This window comes from Microbacterium sp. DWRC1-3, from assembly GCF_049896645.1.
Classification (GTDB): domain Bacteria; phylum Actinomycetota; class Actinomycetes; order Actinomycetales; family Microbacteriaceae; genus Microbacterium; species Microbacterium maritypicum.
Window position 1 is genome coordinate 2,558,533 of sequence record NZ_JAFCUS010000001.1, and the last position, 17,852, is coordinate 2,576,384.

Sequence of the window (17,852 nt, forward strand, 5' to 3'; positions counted from 1 at the left end):
GCACCCCTTCACTCCCCCCACGTGAGGTATCACTGATGACGACGGCAACCACGGCGAAGAGGCCCGCAGGGCGGGTCACCCGGGTGCTCGCACGACGAGAGGCGCGGATCGCGTTCCTGTTCGTGCTCCCCGCCTTCCTCCTGTTCATCGCCTTCCGCTTCGGCCCGAGCATCGCCGGCGTGGCCCTGAGCTTCTTCGACTACGACATCACGGGTGAGATCTCGTGGCGTGGTCTCGACCACTTCCAGCGCATGATCGCCGATCCGCTGTTCTGGCGGGCGATGGGCACCACCCTCATCTACACGGTGTGCGCCGTGCCGATCGCGCTCGTGCTGTCCACCGTGATGGCACTGGGTGTGCGCCGGGCCTTCCGGGGCGCGCGCTTCTTCCGCTCGATCTTCTTCCTCCCCGTCATCACCTCTCTCGTGCTGGCCGGGTCGATCTTCGTCTGGATCTTCTCCGCGAACGGTCCGTGGTCGGCGCTGATGGCGCCGCTGGGGCTCGGCGGATCATGGCTCGGCAGCACCGTGCTCGTGATCCCCGCGATCGTCGTCGTCGGTGTCTGGTCGCGCTTCGGCTACGGGATGATGATCCTCATCGCCGCGCTGCAGGACGTTCCCCGCGAGCTCGAGGAGGCGGCGCTGGTCGACGGCGCCAACGCCTGGCAGCGCTTCCGGTACATCATCCTCCCGGTGCTGCGTCCGACCTTCTTCTTCCTCGCGGTGATCGAGACGACCGCCGCCTTCCAGGTGTTCGACGTCATCTACGTGATGACCCAGGGCGGGCCGGCGAACGCCAGCTACTCGCTCGTGTACATGCTCTACGACCAGGGCTTCCGCTACTTCGACTACGGCTACGCGGCCGCGATCGGTGTGGCCCTGTTCATCATGACCCTCGTCGTCGCGCTCATCCAGCGCCTGGTGATCGGAAAGCAGAAATGACCGCTCTGTTGCAGCCTCCGACCCAGGCACCGGCGACGCCGCCGAAGATGTCGACGAAGCAGCGTCGCGCCTACCGTGCGCTCCAGCCCACCGGATGGGGAATCGTCGGCCGGTGGATCTGGCTGAGCCTGGCCGGCATCCTCAGCTTCTTCCCGTTCTACGCGATGGTCGTGCTGAGCCTGAAGCCCGGCATGGTCGTCGAGCTCCCGGGTTCCCTGCTGCCCTTCCAGGACATCTCGTTCGAGGCCTACGAGCAGGTGCTCGCGGGACAGAACATCCTCGGCTGGCTCGGCAACACGCTCATCTACTCCCTCGTCTCGGTCGTCGCCGTGCTGTTCCTCTCGGCACTTGCCGGCTATGCCTTCGCGAAGAAGCGCTTCCGCGGCAAGGAGGTGATGTTCTGGTCGTTCCTGGCGATGGTCATGGTGCCGTTCCACGTCACCCTCATCCCGACGTTCATCCTCATGGCCAACCTCGGCGGCGTCGACACGTACTGGGGTCTGATCCTGCCGTCGCTCGCGAACGCGCAGGCCGTCTTCCTGATGCGGCAGTTCATCCAGGGACTGCCGGATGAGCTGTTCGAGGCCGCCCGCATCGACGGCGCGGGGGAGTTCCGCATCTTCCTGCGGATCGTGCTCCCGCTGTGCAAGCCGATCCTGGCGACGCTGGGCATCTTCGTCTTCCTGTGGCACTGGAACGACTTCCTGTGGCCGCTCATCATCGCGAAGTCCAACGCGATGTTCACACTCACCGTCGGCATCTCGTCGCTGCAGCAGCAGAACGTCCCGCTGAGCACCATGCTCGCCGGATCCGTCGTGGCGCTGCTGCCCATCTTCCTCGCGTACCTCATCGCTCAGCGGTACGTGCAGGAGGGCGTGGCCGGTACGGGTATCAAGGGCTGAGAAGAAGGGAAAGCACCACATGACTCAGCACCAGTTCACTTCCGAGGCGGAGCTCGAGGAGGCGCTCGCCACTCCGAGCGCCGGCCTGATCGACGACCTCGCACGGGGTGCGGGCGACCTCGTGATCCTCGGCGCCGGGGGCAAGATGGGCCCGACGCTGGCCATGCTCGCGCGCCGCGGGATGGATGCCGCCGGGCGCCAGGGCGACGCGGTCTACGCCGTCTCCCGCTTCGGTGACGCGGCGATCCGCGAGCGTCTGGAGACCGCGGGGGTGAAGGTCGTCCCGTTCGACCTGATCGAGAACGACGACTTCGCATCGCTGCCGGACGCCCCCAACGTGGTGTTCATGGTCGGGGCGAAGTTCGGAGCCGCGACCAACGCCTCGTGGGCGTGGGAGGTCAACGCCGCCCTGCCCGATCGGGTAGCCCGCCGCTACCGCGACAGTGCCATCTCGGTGCTCTCGACGGGCAACGTCTACCCGTTCCTGCCCGCGTCCTCCGGCGGTGCATCCGAAGAGGTGCAGCCCGCACCGATCGGCGAGTACGCGCAGTCGTGCCTCGGGCGCGAGCGGGTCTTCGAGTTCGGCGCCCAGGAGCGTGGCACGAAGGTCGCGATCATCCGCCTCAACTACGCCGTCGACCTGCGCTACGGGGTGCTCGCCGACATCGGCAGCGCCGTGCATGCGGGCCAGCCCGTGTCGGTCGCGACGGCCAACGTCAACGTGATCTGGCAGGGGTATGCGAACGAGGTCGTGTTGCGCAGCCTCGTGCACGCCTCGACCGCCCCGTTCGCGATCAACCTCACCGGCCCCGAGCTGCTGAGCGTGGAGTCGATCGCCCGTCGATTCGGCACCCTGTTCGACCGCGAGGTCACGGTCGTCGACGAGCCCCAGCCCACCGCGCTGCTCAGCGATGCCCGGCGCTGCATGGCCCTGTTCGGCTACCCGTCCGTCTCGGCCGAGACGCTGATCGGGCTGCAGGCGGACTGGATCGAGAAGGGCCTTCCGATGATCGCCAAGCCGACCAAGTGGGCCGTGCGGGACGGGAAGTTCTGATGGCGGTTCCCACCCTGCGACCGGAGGCTGCGGCGACCCTCGCCCGCGGCGCCGTGATCCCGGCGCATCCGCTCGCGCTCACCGCCGATCGGCGCATCGACGAACGCCGTCAGCGCGCCCTCACCCGCTACTACCTCGACGCCGGTGCCGGGGGCATCGCCGTGGGAGTGCACACCACCCAGTTCGAGATCCGCGATCCGGAGCACGCCCTGTTCGAGCCCGTGCTCGCGCTCGCCGCGGAAGAGCTCAACGCGCGGGCGAGCGCCGACGTCGTACGCATCGCCGGTGTCGCCGGTGGCACGGCTCAGGCGGTCGCCGAGGCCGAGCTCGCCCGTGGCCTGGGCTACGACGCCGTGCTGGTGAGCCCTCGCGTGGCCGGAGCCGACGAGCGCGCCCTGCTGGAGCGCGCCCGGGCGGTGGGCGACGTGCTGCCGGTGGTCGGCTTCTACCTGCAGACCGCGATCGGCGGTCCCGTGCTCGACCGCGACTTCTGGCGCGAGTTCGCCTCGATCCCGGCCGTCGTCGCGGTCAAAGCCGCCCCCTTCGACCGCTACCGCACGCTCGAGCTGGTGCGCGGCGTCGCGGCCTCGGGCCGCGCCGACGAGATCGCGCTCTACACCGGGAACGACGATGCGATCGTGGCCGACCTGCTCTCCGAATTCCACGTGGATTCGCCCTCGGGTGCGCGCACGCTGCGCTTCGTCGGCGGGCTGCTCGGCCAGTGGGCGGTCGGCACGCGCGCCGCCGTCGCTCTCCTCGAACGCGCGCAGCGGGCGATGGCCGGCGATGCGCAGGCCTACCGCGAGCTCGGTCTCGTCGCCTCCGACATGGTCGACGTCAACCAGGCCGTGTTCGATCCCGGCAACGACTTCGACGGCGTGATCGCCGGCGTGCACGAGATGCTGCGCCAGCAGGGTCTGCTCGACGGCGTCTGGTGCCTCGACCCCGCGGAGGGTCTCTCACCAGGACAGGCCGAGGAGATCGCGCGGGTGCGTCACGCCTACCCCGACCTGAACGACGACGCTTTCATCGCCGAGAACCTCGAGGCCTGGTTGAGATGAGCGCGCAGAGGAGTGTGCCGACCGTGGTCGCGGTCGTCTCGGAAGAGCTCTTCACGGAGTTCTTCTCCGACGAGGATGCGGAGCGCCTGCGTGCGGTCGCGGCTCGTCTCGGGGGCACCTTCCTGCGTGTCGACCGCCTCGCGGACGCGGAGCTCGCCGAGGCGCGCATCGTCATCACGAGCTGGGGCGTCGGCCCGTTCGACGCCGCGGTGCTGGCATCGCTGCCCGCGCTCGCACTGATCGCGCACACCGGTGCGACGATCAAGCCCTTCGCGACCGACGAGCTGTTCGACCGCGGCATCCTGGTCACCCAGGCCGGTGCGGGTATGGCGCGGCCGGTGGCCGAGGTGTCGCTGACGTTCACGCTCGCGCTGCTGCACCGGGTGCCCGAGATGCACAACGCCCTGCGCTCCGGCGACGGCTGGTACGACGCGGATGCCGTGGGCGTGCAGCGCGAGATCCTCGGCACACCCATCGCCGTGATCGGCGCCTCCCGCACCGGGCGGGCCTACCTCGAACTGATCCGTGCGCTCGGGGCCGAAGCGCTGCTGGTCGACCCGACGATCGATGCCGACGCGGCGACGGCTCTCGGAGCCGAGCTCGTGCCGCTCGACGAGGCGCTGCGGCGCGCGCAGATCGTCGCGGTGCATGCTCCCACGCTGCCCGAGACCCACCATCTCATCGGTCGCCGCGAGCTCGCCCTGATGCGCGACGGCGCGGGGCTCGTGAACACCGCGCGCTCGTGGCTGGTCGACGAGGCCGCGCTGATCGAGGAGCTGCAGCGCGGCAGGCTCAACGCCGCGATCGACGTGTTCGACGAGGAGCCGTTCGCCGCGGACAGTCCGTTCCGGACGCTGCCCGGCGCGCTGGTGACCCCGCATCGGGCGGCCGGCACGAGTCAGGGGCGACGGCGTCAGGGACGGATCGTCGCCGACGAGGTCGAGGCCTTCGCCGCGGGGCGTTCCCTCGCACACACCGTCTCCCGCGACCAGCTGTCGTCGATGGCATGACCGGGACGCCGCTGCGCGTGGCCTTCGCCGGGCTCGCGCACTCTCATCCGCACACCGACGCCGCGAACGTCCGAGCGCTCGGCGTCGAGGTCGTCGGGGTGCACGATGCGGATGCGGCAGCGGCGAGCGCGTTCGCGGCACGCTTCGGCGGGGTCACGGCGGCCTCGGTCGGCGAGCTCGCGGCGCTCCGACCCGACCTCGTCATCGCGACACCGCGTCCGCACGAGGTCAGACCCTTCCTGCAGGCGCTCGGCAGCGGAGCCGCTCCGGTCTTCGTGAACAAGGTGATGGCGGCGACGGCTGCGCAGCTCGTCGAGGTCGACCGCGCGCTCGTGGCATCCTCCGTCCCCGTCGGCACGAGCTCAGTCCTCCGCTTCGCGCCTGCGCTCAGAGCTCTCGCCGAGGAGGTCGCGGGTCACGATGTGCTCGCGCTCCGTGTGCACGCCCAGCACGACAATGCAGCCTTCCAGCTGCCGGAGCGCGCATGGCAGGACGACCCAAAGCGCGGCGGAGGCACGGCGGTGACGGTGGGGGTGCACGCCTGGGAGATGCTCGACGTGCTGCTGCCGGGTGCTGCTCTCGTCTCGGGATCGGGCTGGACGCGCTCGCGCCACGGATCGGCCACGGCGTCCGAGGATGCCGCCGGCGTCGAGGGCATGGTGCGAATGCCCGGTGCGGAGCGCGAGGTGCCGGTGCAGGTGCTGATCACCGGCGCGCCCGGTGTGGACGCCTACGGGGTGGATGTGGTGACGACCACCGGCATCCGCTCGGTCGCGCTCGATGTCGGTGCGGAGGGAGGTGCGGACGCGAACGACGAGCTCGGGTTCCGCGGCCTGATCCGCGCGCTGCTCGATGCGGCGCCCGCGGGGGCGACCGTGGCGCCCTGGCACGAGGCGCGGAGCGTCGTGGCGAACAGCATCCGTGCCGCCGAGATCGCGCGGGGCGACGCATGAGCGACCAGCGCATCCGGGCCGCGCGCGTCGAGGACGAGCCCGCGCTCACCGCGCTGTGGGCGACCGCGTTCACCCCTGCGCTCACGCCTGACCAGTGGCTCATCGACGACGAACGGTTCGCCCACACGATCGTGGCCGAAGACGATGAGGGCCTGTGCGGGTCGATCTACGGTCTGCCCAAGCGGCTGCGCGAATCCGACGGCGGCATCGCCGAGGTGCAGGCGATCGGCAGCGTCGCGGTCGCCGAGCGCTCCAGGGGACAGGGCCTGGCCCGCAGGCTCGTCACCGCGACGTTGCAGGCCGGGCGCGACGCCGACTGGGCGCTGCTGTTCACCGGCACCCCGGAGGTGTATCACTCGAGCGGGTTCGAGACCTTCTCCATGCCGCGCACCCTGGTCGGGCCGTGGAGCCCTCCCGTGTCGGCCGAGACCGAGGGGCTGGTCGTGCGCGAGACCGTGGGGCTCGGGAGCCTCCGCCCACTGCGGGAGGTCTACGAGCGTTCGCGCGCAGGTCGAGTGGTCCTGGCCCCGGTGCGCGGCGACCGCGACCGGGCGATGGCCGAGGTGCGTATGAGGGGCGCGACACTGTACCTCCGGGTCGAGGGATCGGCGCTCGTCGGCTATGCGATCGCCGAGCGCCGCGGCGACGTCGGCATGCTCCTGGAGAGTGCCGTGCTTCCGGGGCGCGGTGCTGCGCGCGATGACCTGCTCTCTGCCATCGGCGCGGACTGGGCATCCGCCGGGGTGACGTCGTGCGATCTCGCCGTCCCCGCTCTCGAGGATGAGGATCGCGCACTCCGCGCCTTCGCCCCCGCGGCCGTGAGGCAGGACGACCGCACCGGGATGATCCGTCCGCTGCGGCGTGAGGCGCGGCTGCGCGGCATCCGCCACTTCACGGCGGGCGACTACTTCTGAGCGACCCGCTCGGAGAAAGCACTGGGGACTGGGGATCGATCGGATGATGCGGCCCGGCCGAACGACCGGACGCCTGACCGCGGCGATGACGCCGCAAGGAGGATGAGCATGACCCAGAAGACGAGCACGACCCCGCAGGAGAAGACCGACACCGCTGCTCTGCGCAGCAGACGCATGCTGCTCGCCGGTTTCGGAGCGGCAGCCATCGGCGGCGTGGCGGCCGTCAGCGCGCAGACCCCCGCGCAGGCCGCCGGCCCGATCGTCACGCAGGGCAACTCGGGCTCCTCGTCTGTGGCGAACGGCGGCACGGCGACCGGTCTCGTCACGCGCAAGGGCAAGGACGGCGATCTGGTCCGCACGACCGGGTACGCCGCGGCCGGTGACGGGGGCGGCGGGCTGTACCGCTTCGTGAAGAAGAACGCTCCGGCGGCGAACGGCGGCACCGTGCTCGCCGCTCCGAAGGGCGGGGCATGGGTGCTCGTGCACGAGGGGGTCGTGGACTTCCGGATGTTCGGGATCATGGATGCGAGCGTCAACGCCGACGACGCGCTCGACGCCATGGTGAACGATGCGAGTATCCACCGCATCGAGGGGCACAGCCCCCTCAACTTCGTGCGTCGCCACAGGTTCTCGCGGTCGAACATCGCGTTCGACTTCGGCGGGCACCTCATGACGACCGTCGGCATCGAGAATGCGGGCAAGGACGACCCCTTCGCGGCGGTCATGTTCTTCCGCGGCGAGGTGACGGATGCCCTGCAGGAGGCGAAGCTCGGCGAGGTGGTTCCCGACCTGGGTGACATCTTCCCGGTCGCCGACTCCTCGTTCTTCGCGGTCGGCGACTGGTACGCCGCCGAGGTGAACGCGCTGTCGGGCCGCTGGGAGCGCGAGCTGCAGCGGCTGGTGCAGGTCACGCAGATCGTCGATGGCACGCACATCCGCATCAACTACAAGAACGGCTGGCCGCTCGGCAAAGACCGCACGATGACCTGGCGTCGCGTCGTTCCGGTGCATGACGTGACGGTGTCGAACCTGAAGTTCCTCGGCACCGGGACCGACGAGTACACGGGCTCGCACCCGTTGGCCTTCGAGTACGCGGTGCGCTGCGACGTCGACCACATCGACGGCACCGGCACCTTCTGGCCGCTGATCCAGCGCCGGTGGAACACGTACTACTCGACCGTGAGCTGCACGCTGAAGAACCCGACGTCGGTCACCTGGGGTGGGGCCGGCTACCTGACGCAGCAGATCTACTGCCTCTACGGATACGTCGCCAACTGCCACACCGCGAACGCCCGGCACCTGAACGACTTCACCGCGAGTGCCTACTGCCTGGTGGAGAACTGCCACGGCGACGGTGACGACCAGGGGCCGTTCGTCACGCACGGACAGTACGAGCACGACCTCACGTACACCGGCAACTCGGGGCTGATGACCTTCGCGAACTCGGGGGCGGCCTGGGGATCGGCGGCCAAGCGCATCACGGTGCGCAAGCACGTGTGCTCGTGGTTCGTCGCCCGCGTGCGCATCACCGACCTCACCCTCGAAGACGTGCAGGTGATCGGCAAGCCGTCGCTCGCGGGATCGGGCATGCTGTGGATCAACGCCGACGGCGCGCAGCTGCGCGGCTGCACGGCATCCGACACCCTCGTGATCACGCAGGCCTCGGACAACTCCGCGCGACCGACCGTGATCGCCGATTCGCACTTCACCTTCGTCGCACCGGGGGAGCTCACCAACGCCACGGTGAAGACGCCGGTCACGTTCGTCGACACCGTGCTCGACCGGGTCGGCGGCATGAAGATCGCGGGGGCCGGAGCAGTCACGTTCCGCGGCTCGACGCTCATGGCCGCCGACGACGCGGCGCCGGTCGTGACATCGTCGGAGCGGCTGCGGTTCGAGGGATCGACGCTCCGCAACGCCCGCATCGCCGCGGCACGAGGGGAGCGGCAGGCGGTCGAGATCGCGGGGTCGGATGTCGCGATCAAGGGCGGCACCGGTGTCTCGCGCGCCGGCGACGGCGAGCTGCACCTGACGCTGTCCGACAGCACTTTCCGTGCGGAGGGGTCGGCCACGCATGTCGCGGTCACGAAGGGAGCGACCCACTACCGCGCCGTCGGCAACCGTTTCGAAGGCGGCGCGATCGAGCTGGCGGATGCCGCGTTCGGCGCATCGTCCACGCTGCTGCACACCGGCAACGTCGAGTCGGGTGTGACCCGCACGGCCTTCCCCGCCGCGGGCCCGCGTGTGGTGGATACCGCGAACCTCGTGGTCTGACGCGCCGCCCGGGCGCGGGCCTCCGGGGCGGAGCATCCGTCGGGAGGTGCATCCGTCGGGAGGTGCATCCGTCGGGAGGTGCATCCGTCGGGAGAGTGTCCGGATGTCGGACCGGTAAGCCTGTTCCGGTCCGACATCCGTGAGATCTCCCGACAGGTGCGCACTCCGGGGAGACGAACCGGGGAACGCGAACCGGGCAGGCGAGCCGGGGCCGTTCGATGCGTTCGGGCTACGTGGCAGGGATGCCGACGAGCTCGGCGCTGCGCTGCCAGAGGGCCTCGGCGAGGGCGGCGTCGTTCACCTGCGGATTGATCTTCGTGGTCAGCTGGCGCTCGTCGTAGTAGGCGCCGGAGAACCAGGTCTCACCGGGGGTTCCCTCGATGAACCAGCGCAGTGTCGCACCGCCCTTGTCCGCACCGATGAGCATGAGGTGCTTGAGCGGGGTGCGGTAGAGCAGCCGCATGATGCTCGACGAGTCGGACGCGAAGTTCGTCTGCACGGTGCCGGGGTGGAAGGCGACCGCGCTCAGCCCCTGGGCGTGGAACTTCGTGTGCAGGCTCTTGGCGAACAGCACGTTCGCGAGCTTGGCATCGCCGTAGGCCTTGTTCGGGCTGAAGCGGTGGCGGTTGTCGAGGTCGTCCACGTCGAGATGACCGAACAGGCGGTGGGCGATGCTGGAGGTGTTGATGACTGAGCCTTCGGCCTTCAGCACGTGGGGGAGCAGCAGGTTCGTGAGCAGGAACGGCGCCAGGTGGTTGACCTGCATGGTCTTCTCGAAGCCGTCGACCGTCGGGGTCTGATCCCCGAAGATTCCGCCGGCGTTGTTCGCCAGCACGTGGATGCCGCTGTCGCCGACGGCATCGCTGATCTTCGCGGCCAGTGCTCGCACGTCGTCGAGGCGCGCGAAGTCGGCGGTGAACCACGCAGCGCCCGTCTCCTCGGCGATGGCGCGGGTCTTCTCGACCGACCGGCCGACGAGGATGAGGCGATGCGGGGAGGAGGCGAGCTGGCGGGCGGCCGCTGCGCCGATCCCGTCGGAGGCTCCGGTGAGGACGATCGTCTGCGGGGTCACGGCGCGGATCACTCGGCCGTGGGGGTGATGCGCTCGACGGCCCTGGTCACATGCTCGGCGATCACGGCCTGCGCCCGCTCGGGGTCGCCGCTCGCGATGGCGTCGACGATCTGCTGGTGGCTGCGCACGTGCTCCTCCTGCTCTGCGGGGTCGAGGGCCGCGTTGGCGGCATGCAGGAATCCGGTGATCCGGCCGCGCAACTGTCCGCTCAGCTCGTCGAGGAAGCGGTGCTCGGCGAGATCGGCGAGCGTCTCGTGGAAGAGGCGGTCCTGGCGCAGCACCTCGTCGATGTCGCCGGGGGCCGCATCCGCCATCGCCTGGATGATGGCTCCGAGCCGGGCGGCGGATTCCTCGCTCCATCGCTCCTGCACACGGATCGCCATGAACTGCTCCAGCACGATCCGCAGGCTGGAGATCTCCTCCAGGTCCTGCGCGCTCAGCTGGGCGACACGAGCGCCGCGGCGGGGCTCGCGGGTGATCAGGCGCTCCTCGGCGAGCCGGGTCAGGGCCTCGCGCACCGGGATGTGGCTGACACCGAGCCGGTCGGCGAGCTTGCGCTCGACCAGGCGCTCGCCGGGGGCGAGCTCTCCGGAGTGGATGGCCGCGCGCAGCTCGTCTGCGACCTGTTCGGCGATGTTCTGATCCGAGACGCTGCGCATTCGGTGCCCTTCTCGATCCGCGGTTCCGTCTCGTCGAGAGGCGCGAATTCGTTCGCTCGATGCTATGGCATTTTCCGGATGAGTGGACACGGCCAGGGATTTGCTAGATGCTATAGCAAGCCCACTCGAACGATGACGAAGGAGTTGTCCATGGCCGGGAACGCATCCGCACCCGATACGCGAACACCGGAGGAGGTCGGAGCCTCCGCCATGAAGAAGGCGATCTGGCGTCTGGGCCCGTTCCTCGGGTTGCTGTACCTCGTCGCCTACATGGACCGCAACAACGCGGGCTTCGCCAAGCTGGAGATGACGGCGGCACTGCAGATCACCGAGGCCGCCTTCGGGTTCGCCGCCGGCATCTTCTTCATCGGGTACCTGCTGTTCGAAGTGCCCAGCAACCTCCTGCTCGAGCGCTTCGGCGCCCGTAAGTGGATCGCCCGCATCATGGTCTCCTGGGGACTCGTCGCCGCCCTCACCGCCTTCGTGCAGGATGCCACCCAGTTCGCGATCGCCCGGTTCGTGCTCGGCATCGCCGAGGCCGGCTTCTTCCCCGGCGTGCTCCTCTACCTCACGCTCTGGTTCCCGCGGCAGTACCGCACCCAGGTGCTCGCAGTGTTCGTGCTGTCGAACCCGATCGCGAACGCCGTCGCCGCGCCCCTCTCCGGCTGGATGCTCGAGCTCCACGGCATGTGGGGTCTGGACGGTTGGCAGCTGGTCTTCCTCCTGCAGGGCCTCCCCGCTGTACTCCTCGCCTTCGTCGTCTTCTTCTGGCTGCCCGACCGTCCGCAGGATGCGCGCTGGCTCGACCCGACCGAGCAGCGGTGGATCAACGACACCCTGGCGGCCGAGACAGCGGCGACCGAGCAGAAGCACGGGCGTCTGCGCCTGCGCGAGGTGTTCAGCAACGGACGCCTGTGGACCCTGATCGTGCTGTTCTTCGGTGTGGTGTTCGGCGCGTACGGGCTCGGCATGTGGTTGCCCACGATCGTGAAGAGCATGGGCGACTTCTCCAACTCCACGACGGGGTGGATCGTCGCGCTGCCGAATCTGTGCGCCGCACTCGTCATGCTCCCGTGGGAGCGTGCCGCCCGCAAGCAGGGCAACATCCCGCTGCAGATCGGCATCACGCTCACCATCACCGCGCTGTCGCTCATCGCGGCGGTCGCGGCGCAGGGCACGCCGATCCTCGCGCTCGCGGCGCTGTGCGTCGGGATGTCGGCGCTGTTCTCGACGACGCCGCTGTTCTGGAGTCTGCCGCCCATGGTGCTCACCGGCACGGCGGCGGCTGCCGGACTCGCCTTCATCAACTCGGTCGGCAACCTCGCCGGATTCGCCGGTCCGTACGCGATCGGCTGGATCAGCGAGACCACGGGGTCGGCGATCTGGGGTCTGCTCCTGATCGCCGGACTCACGCTGCTCGGTGCGACCATCGCCTTCGTGCTCAGCCGACGGGCGGACTTCACTGTTCCGGCCGAAGCGCTGCTCGCCGCAGACGCGAAGTCCGGGGTGCGGTGATGTCCCGCAGCGACGCGGATGCGCGTGTGCGTTCGACGAGTCGACGCGCCCTCGTGGCGGGGTTCGGTGCGGTCGCGCTCGGTGCGGCCGGCTCCCTGGCCGCTGCGTCACCCGCGCAGGGGGCTCCCACCGCGGCGGGGGCGAAGGACATCACCAGGGCGGACTCGGTCTCCGAGCTGTCCCGGCGCCGTGCGCGCGACGGCGAGGTGGCGATCGTCGCCGGTTACCGGACGCCCGGCGACGCCGGACTACTCGTTTACGTGGGGGTCGAGGCTGCGGACATCGAGGCCAACGGCGGCACGGTGATCGCCGGAAAGCGCGGCAGCAGATGGCTGCTGCAGCACGACGGCACCGTCGACTTCCGGGTCTTCGGCATCACCGGGCCCGAGACGGCGGCCGATGACGCGCTCGCCGCGATGGTGAACGACATCCGCGTCAAGCGGATCGCGGCGAGCACCGACCTGCTGTTCCAGCGACGGCATCGCTTCACCCGCTCCCACATCGAGATCGACTTCGGGGGCCACGTCATCACGACGGACGGGATCGAGGCGAACACCCACGACAACCCCTTCGGTGCGGTGATGTTCTTCACCGGGGTGTCGCGGGACGTGGTGGTCGAGCACCGCCTGGCAGAGGGCTGGCCCGAGCTGACGGACGCGGTGACTGTGCCTGATGCGGCGGCGTTCCCCGTGGACTCCTGGTGGGCGCTACAGTGCGACACGGTCGCCGGAGGCGGAGCCGATGAGCGCGAGATCCAGCGATTCGTCCGGGTGACGCAGCAGATCGACGGAACGCACATCCGGATCGACTACCTGAACGGCTGGCCGCTCGACACGGGGCGAAAGCTCATCTGGCGTCGGATGGATCCGGTCGAGGGCGTGCGCATCTCGAACATGCGGTTCCTCGGGGCCGGTCCCTTCGACGGACCGACGGACGGCTCCTTCCCGGACTCTCGCGAGCTCACCGGATCGCACCCGATCGCCTTCGAGTACGCGATCCACTGCGATGTCGCCGACGTGCACGCCAGTCGCACCTGGTGGCCGGTCATCATGCGGCGGTGGAACACCCACTTCACGACCGAACGCTGCTCGGTCGAGAACCCGCCCACGGTCTTCTACGGCGGCGCGGGCTACCTCACGCAGCAGATCTACAGCCTCTACGGGCGGGTGAGCGACTGCACATCGTCGAACGCGCGGCATCTCAACGATCTGACCGCCAGTGCGTACTGCATCGTCGAGAACTGCCACGGCGACGGTGACGACCAGGGCGGGAACCCGTTCACCACGCACGGTCAGTACGAGCACGACCTCACCTTCATCGGGTGCTCGGGGCTGATGGACATCGCCAACTCCGGCGCGCAATGGGGCACCGCAGCCAAGCGCATCACGGTGCGCGACCACGTCTGCTCGTGGTTCGTCGCGGGCACGAAGATCAGCGACCTGACGCTCGAGAACGTCCGGGTGATCGGGCGATCGACCTTCGACCCCCAGGCGACCATGACGATCAACGCCGACGGCGCCCAGCTGCGAGGGTGCACCGCGGGGCTGCTGGCCATCGGCCAGCGATCGACCAGGTCGTCGCGGCCGACGACCATCGAGGACTGCACCTTCGCGCTCCCCAAGGACCAGGTGCTCATCCAGACCCCCGTCACGGTCCCCGTGAGTTTCGCACGCTGCACGATCACCGGAATCGACGGGATGAAGGCTCGGGGATCCGGAGCGGTCGAGTTCGTCGACTGCCGCCTGAGCGGTCCGGCGACCGGCGCCCCCGCCGAACTCGGCGGGTCGAGGGTGACCATCCGGGGCGGCACGGTCCGTGACGTCGTGCTCACGGCGACCGCGGTGCGCGACCAGGCCATCGTGCTCGAGGGTGTCGAGCTGAGCACGGAGCGCGGCGAGGGCGCCATGCTGTCGCGGGCCGGCGGCGCGGGCGTGATCACCTGGCGGCTGAGCGGTATGACGTCCACGGTGCCGAAGGGTGCGGCGCACGTCGACATCGGCGCGGGCATCAACCACGCGCGGGTCACCGGCGCACAGTTCGTCGGAGGACGGCTGCGGTTGGCCGCGGGCTTCTCCGAGCCGTCGACGCTGCTCTACAGCGACACGGTCGAGCGCGGCGTCGAGACCGATCTCCCCGCAGACGGTGAGCGTGTCCTGATCGCCGACGTGCTGAAAACCGCCTGAGCGGCGGCATCATGGAGAACAGGGAGGACCACGCGTGAACGACACCGCATCTGCCACGAAACTCGGCGATCGCATCCGCATCCCCCGCACCCAGGCGCGCATCGGCGTCGCCCGGCGCGACATCACCCCGCCCACCGGCATCCGGGCGAAGAACTGGGGCCCCGCCGACTGGGAGCGCTCCGAGGGGGCGCACCGTCCGTTCGAGCTCACCGCGCTCGCCGTGGTCTCCGCCGACGAGCGCCCGCGCGTGCTGCTCGCGGTGGATGGCACGTGGTGGCGTCGCGTCGCCGACGAGCAGGGCGTGCGCGGGGCGATCCTCGACGGGCTGGGGCTCGACCCCGACCAGCTGATGCTCTCGCTCTCGCACACCCACGCCGGTGCGGTGCTGTGCGCCGCCGATGCGCATCTTCCGGGCGGCGAGCTGATCCCCGGATACCTCGAAGCGCTCGCCGCTGCGGGGATCGCCGCCGGGCGCGAGGCGCTGGAGAGCGCGGTCCCCGGACTCATCGAGTGGACCACCGGGCGCTGCACCCTGGCGGCCGACCGCGAGCTCGACGTCGACGGACGAGCCCTCGTGGGCTACAACCCCGCGGGCGAGGCCGATGACACCGTGACGATCGGACGCCTCAGCGTCGACGGTGCGGTGCGCGGCACGCTCGTGAACTACGCGTGCCACCCGACCACGCTCGCCTGGCAGAGCCGAGAGGTGTCGCCGGACTACGTCGGGGCGATGCGCGAGATCGTCGAGTCCGCCACTGGCGCTCCGTGCCTGTTCGTGCAGGGCGCATCGGGCGAGCTGGCTCCGCGCGAGCAGTACACGGGCGACGTCGCGATCGCCGACCGGCACGGACGCTCGCTCGGACACGCGGTGCTCGCCGCTCTCGATGCGCTGCCCGCCCCGGGGGAGGAGCTGACGCTCGACGGCGTCGTGGAGTCGGGTGCTCCGCTCGCGATCTGGACCGGGCGGGCAGCCGCTGGAGGGGAAGAGGCCGGCTCTTCGCTGACGAGTGTGGAACTGCCGCTGCGTGACCTCCCGACGCTCGACGAGCTCGCCGAGGAGTGGAAGGACATCGATCCGCGCTCGCGCGAGGAACGTCTGGGACGCGCGCGCAACCTGCGCGACGGCTACATCGACGGTCCGACCGTGCAGCATCCGATCTGGGCCTGGCGGCTCGGGGATGCGGTGATCGTGGGGCATCCGGGCGAGGCCTACTCGCGGCTGCAGACCACGCTGCGCCGCCGATTCCCCGAGACGCCGATCGTGGTGATGAACCTCACGAACGGCCCAGGTTTCGTGTATCTGCCGACGCGCGACGCCTATGACCGCGGGGCGTATCAGGCCTGGCAGACGCCTCTCGCGCCCGGGGCGCTCGACCTGCTCGAGGAGCATGCGGTGGCTGTCGTGGCCGATCTGCTCGACCGCTGACGGCACTCCCGATACACTTGCTATAGCAAATCTCGACCACTCTGAGGAGAGCAATGACCGCCCAGCGCCCTGTCGCCATCGTCACCGGAGGATCCGCCGGGATCGGCTGGGAGATCGGTCAGCGCCTCGCCGCCGACGGCTATCTCGTGGTGGCCGCGGACCGCGTTCCCGGACTCACCGCCGCCGACAACCCGGCCGGCATCCTGTGGCGCGAGCTCGATGTGACCGACCATGCCGGTGTCGACCGCGTGTTCGGCGAGATCGAGACGGAGCTCGGACCGATCGAGGTGCTCGTCAACAATGCCGGCATCCAGCGCCACCGCGGCATCGAAGACCTCACCTGGGACGAATGGTCGGCCGTGGTCGACGTCAACCTGCACGGGGTGTTCTCGGCGCTGCAGGCCGCAGGAAAGCGGATGCTGGAGCGTGGCGAGGGCCGCATCGTGAACATCTCCTCCATCTCGTCGCGCGGCTCTGCGGGACGCGCCCCCTACGCCACGACGAAGGCCGCGGTGATCGGTCTGACCTCGACCGCGGGTGCCGAGTGGGCCTCGCGCGGGGTGCGGGTCAACGCGGTCGCACCCGGGTACGTCGACACGGGCGTCTTCCGCCAGGGTGTCGAGGCGGGCACGCTCAGCCTCGACACGATCCTGTCGCGCATCCCCGCGAAGCGTCTGGCCGAAGCGAGCGAGATCGCCGCCGCGGTCAGCTTCCTCGTCTCCGACCAGTCGCGGTACATGAACGGCCAGACGCTCTACGTCGACGGCGGGTTCATGGTCGACTACGGCGTGCCGCTGGCGAAGAAGCCCGAATGACGACGATCGCTCGCATCGACACGGCCACGGCCGTGCTGCCGCTCCCCGCACCCCTGCACCTGGGAGCGATGACTGTGACCCGCCGCGAGTACAGCGCGGTGCGGGCGACCGCTGACGACGGCCTGACCGGTGTGGCCTACTGCCTCTCGCGGGAAGCGCCGATGGCCGAGATCGTCGACCGTCTCGTTGCGGTGCACGCGGTGGGCGCGGATGCCGACGACCCCGCCGCGACCTGGGAGCGGATGCTGCGCGGCAGCGCCATCGTCGGACGGGTGGGCCTGGTGCGGCGGGCGATCGGCCTGGTCGACATCGCGCTGTGGGACATCGCCGCGCGGCGTGCGGGCCTGCCGCTGTGGACGCTGCTCGGCACGGGCGACGGTCCTCGCGAGTCGATGCTGGTCGCCGCGTATCCCTCTGCGGACCGGACTCCCCGCGAGGTGGCCGACGAGGTTCTCGCGCAGGCGGACGGCTGGACGAACGTGAAGATCTCCCGCATTCCGGATCCGGCATATATGCGTGATCTGCTCGCGATGCTGAACGCCGAGCTGCCCGATGCGACCGGCCTGATCGTCGACGTGGGCTTCGGCTGGCCCGATGCCGACACGGCGTTGACCGAGATCGCGCAGTGGGGCGACCCTCGGCTCGCGTGGCTCGAAGACCCGCTGCTTCCCGAAGACGCCGAGGGCGTCGCGCGCATCCGCCGGGAGTCAGGGCTCCCGGTCTCGGTCGGCGATGAGGTCACCGATCCGGCCGTGCTGAAGGCGCTCGTCGAGGTGGGCGGTGTCGACGTGCTGCGGCTCGATGTGGTCGCGATCGGCGGCGTGACACCGGCCCGCGAGATGATCGCGTGGGCGGCCGAGCGCGGTGTGCCGGTGTCGGGGCACGTCTATCCTGAGGTCACCGCGCACCTGGGCATCGGCGTCGAGACCTTCGCCCGCGGCGTCAATCCGTACGATCCTGCGCCGTCGTTCATCCTCGGCGGTCCGTCGTTCGAGGGCCGGGTGCGGCCGACGGATGCCGCGGGCCTCGGCTTCGCGCTCGATCCCACCGTCTTCCGATTCGAGAGGGACTGA

The 17,852-nt window shown here is 69.9% G+C and carries 15 protein-coding genes; 13 read left to right on the forward strand and 2 right to left on the reverse strand.

Translation table 11 applies throughout. The features are described from left to right. Positions 1-35 precede the first annotated feature (35 nt). From ACP699_RS12400 to ACP699_RS12435, 8 genes are all read left to right on the forward strand, one after another. Positions 36-941 (forward strand): carbohydrate ABC transporter permease, encoded by a 906-nt coding sequence (locus tag ACP699_RS12400; protein ID WP_047523748.1) that lies wholly within the window; start codon positions 36-38, stop codon positions 939-941. Beyond that, positions 938-1,843, forward strand: coding sequence for a carbohydrate ABC transporter permease (locus tag ACP699_RS12405; protein WP_047523747.1), 906 nt, complete (start codon positions 938-940; stop codon positions 1,841-1,843). The genes ACP699_RS12400 and ACP699_RS12405 overlap by 4 nt, the downstream gene beginning before the upstream one ends. A gap of 19 nt (positions 1,844-1,862) precedes the next feature. Next, positions 1,863-2,897, forward strand: coding sequence for an NAD-dependent epimerase/dehydratase family protein (locus ACP699_RS12410; protein WP_426171404.1), 1,035 nt, complete (start codon positions 1,863-1,865; stop codon positions 2,895-2,897). Then, positions 2,897-3,958, forward strand: a complete 1,062-nt coding sequence (locus ACP699_RS12415; protein ID WP_426171406.1) for a dihydrodipicolinate synthase family protein — start codon at positions 2,897-2,899, stop codon at positions 3,956-3,958. The genes ACP699_RS12410 and ACP699_RS12415 overlap by 1 nt, the downstream gene beginning before the upstream one ends. Further along, positions 3,955-4,968 carry a hydroxyacid dehydrogenase gene (locus tag ACP699_RS12420; RefSeq protein WP_426171408.1) on the forward strand — a complete coding sequence of 338 codons (1,014 nt, stop codon included), beginning with the start codon at positions 3,955-3,957 and terminating at the stop codon, positions 4,966-4,968. Before ACP699_RS12415 ends, ACP699_RS12420 begins: the two co-directional genes overlap by 4 nt. Beyond that, positions 4,965-5,921: a Gfo/Idh/MocA family oxidoreductase gene (locus ACP699_RS12425; RefSeq protein ID WP_426171410.1), complete on the forward strand. Its 957-nt coding sequence runs from the start codon at positions 4,965-4,967 to the stop codon at positions 5,919-5,921. Before ACP699_RS12420 ends, ACP699_RS12425 begins: the two co-directional genes overlap by 4 nt. Continuing rightward, positions 5,918-6,835: a GNAT family N-acetyltransferase gene (locus ACP699_RS12430; protein WP_426171412.1), complete on the forward strand. Its 918-nt coding sequence runs from the start codon at positions 5,918-5,920 to the stop codon at positions 6,833-6,835. The genes ACP699_RS12425 and ACP699_RS12430 overlap by 4 nt, the downstream gene beginning before the upstream one ends. Before the next feature lie 108 nt (positions 6,836-6,943). Beyond that, the gene (locus ACP699_RS12435; protein ID WP_426171414.1) at positions 6,944-9,109 is read left to right on the forward strand and encodes a peptidase C14; all 2,166 of its coding nucleotides are present in this window, start codon (positions 6,944-6,946) and stop codon (positions 9,107-9,109) included. A 229-nt stretch (positions 9,110-9,338) separates the two neighbouring features. On the opposite strand, the gene ACP699_RS12440 is transcribed toward ACP699_RS12435, so the two are convergent. Together ACP699_RS12440 and ACP699_RS12445 are read right to left on the reverse strand one after the other, a co-directional pair. After that, complete coding sequence (locus ACP699_RS12440) at positions 9,339-10,181, reverse strand: SDR family NAD(P)-dependent oxidoreductase (protein WP_426171416.1); 843 nt, start codon at positions 10,179-10,181, stop codon at positions 9,339-9,341. Positions 10,182-10,189: 8 nt separating this feature from the next. After that, entirely contained in the window at positions 10,190-10,840 is a 651-nt protein-coding gene (locus ACP699_RS12445; RefSeq protein ID WP_017830085.1) for a GntR family transcriptional regulator, read from the reverse strand. 150 nt (positions 10,841-10,990) lie between these two features. On the opposite strand from ACP699_RS12445, the gene ACP699_RS12450 reads away from it, so the two are divergent. From ACP699_RS12450 to ACP699_RS12470, 5 genes are read left to right on the forward strand one after another with little or no spacing between them, the layout of a single operon-like run. Next, positions 10,991-12,355 (forward strand): MFS transporter, encoded by a 1,365-nt coding sequence (locus ACP699_RS12450; RefSeq protein WP_288970155.1) that lies wholly within the window; start codon positions 10,991-10,993, stop codon positions 12,353-12,355. Continuing rightward, positions 12,355-14,538: a peptidase C14 gene (locus ACP699_RS12455; protein WP_426171419.1), complete on the forward strand. Its 2,184-nt coding sequence runs from the start codon at positions 12,355-12,357 to the stop codon at positions 14,536-14,538. The genes ACP699_RS12450 and ACP699_RS12455 overlap by 1 nt, the downstream gene beginning before the upstream one ends. A 34-nt stretch (positions 14,539-14,572) precedes the next feature. Further along, complete coding sequence (locus ACP699_RS12460) at positions 14,573-15,964, forward strand: hypothetical protein (RefSeq protein ID WP_426171421.1); 1,392 nt, start codon at positions 14,573-14,575, stop codon at positions 15,962-15,964. A 53-nt stretch (positions 15,965-16,017) separates the two neighbouring features. Continuing rightward, complete coding sequence (locus tag ACP699_RS12465; protein WP_288970158.1) at positions 16,018-16,779, forward strand: SDR family NAD(P)-dependent oxidoreductase; 762 nt, start codon at positions 16,018-16,020, stop codon at positions 16,777-16,779. After that, positions 16,776-17,852, forward strand: coding sequence for a mandelate racemase/muconate lactonizing enzyme family protein (locus ACP699_RS12470; RefSeq protein ID WP_426171424.1), 1,077 nt, complete (start codon positions 16,776-16,778; stop codon positions 17,850-17,852). Before ACP699_RS12465 ends, ACP699_RS12470 begins: the two co-directional genes overlap by 4 nt.

Excerpts from the sequence above, each read along its gene's own strand:
- ACP699_RS12400 (WP_047523748.1), top strand. The coding sequence starts at position 36 with ATGACGACGGCAACCACGGCGAAGAGGCCCGCAGGGCGGGTCACCCGG.
- ACP699_RS12405 (WP_047523747.1), top strand. The coding sequence starts at position 938 with ATGACCGCTCTGTTGCAGCCTCCGACCCAGGCACCGGCGACGCCGCCG.
- ACP699_RS12410 (WP_426171404.1), top strand. The coding sequence starts at position 1,863 with ATGACTCAGCACCAGTTCACTTCCGAGGCGGAGCTCGAGGAGGCGCTC.
- ACP699_RS12415 (WP_426171406.1), top strand. The coding sequence starts at position 2,897 with ATGGCGGTTCCCACCCTGCGACCGGAGGCTGCGGCGACCCTCGCCCGC.
- ACP699_RS12420 (WP_426171408.1), top strand. The coding sequence starts at position 3,955 with ATGAGCGCGCAGAGGAGTGTGCCGACCGTGGTCGCGGTCGTCTCGGAA.
- ACP699_RS12425 (WP_426171410.1), top strand. The coding sequence starts at position 4,965 with ATGACCGGGACGCCGCTGCGCGTGGCCTTCGCCGGGCTCGCGCACTCT.
- ACP699_RS12430 (WP_426171412.1), top strand. The coding sequence starts at position 5,918 with ATGAGCGACCAGCGCATCCGGGCCGCGCGCGTCGAGGACGAGCCCGCG.
- ACP699_RS12435 (WP_426171414.1), top strand. The coding sequence starts at position 6,944 with ATGACCCAGAAGACGAGCACGACCCCGCAGGAGAAGACCGACACCGCT.
- ACP699_RS12445 (WP_017830085.1), bottom strand. The coding sequence starts at position 10,840 with ATGCGCAGCGTCTCGGATCAGAACATCGCCGAACAGGTCGCAGACGAG.
- ACP699_RS12450 (WP_288970155.1), top strand. The coding sequence starts at position 10,991 with ATGGCCGGGAACGCATCCGCACCCGATACGCGAACACCGGAGGAGGTC.
- ACP699_RS12455 (WP_426171419.1), top strand. The coding sequence starts at position 12,355 with ATGTCCCGCAGCGACGCGGATGCGCGTGTGCGTTCGACGAGTCGACGC.
- ACP699_RS12465 (WP_288970158.1), top strand. The coding sequence starts at position 16,018 with ATGACCGCCCAGCGCCCTGTCGCCATCGTCACCGGAGGATCCGCCGGG.
- ACP699_RS12470 (WP_426171424.1), top strand. The coding sequence starts at position 16,776 with ATGACGACGATCGCTCGCATCGACACGGCCACGGCCGTGCTGCCGCTC.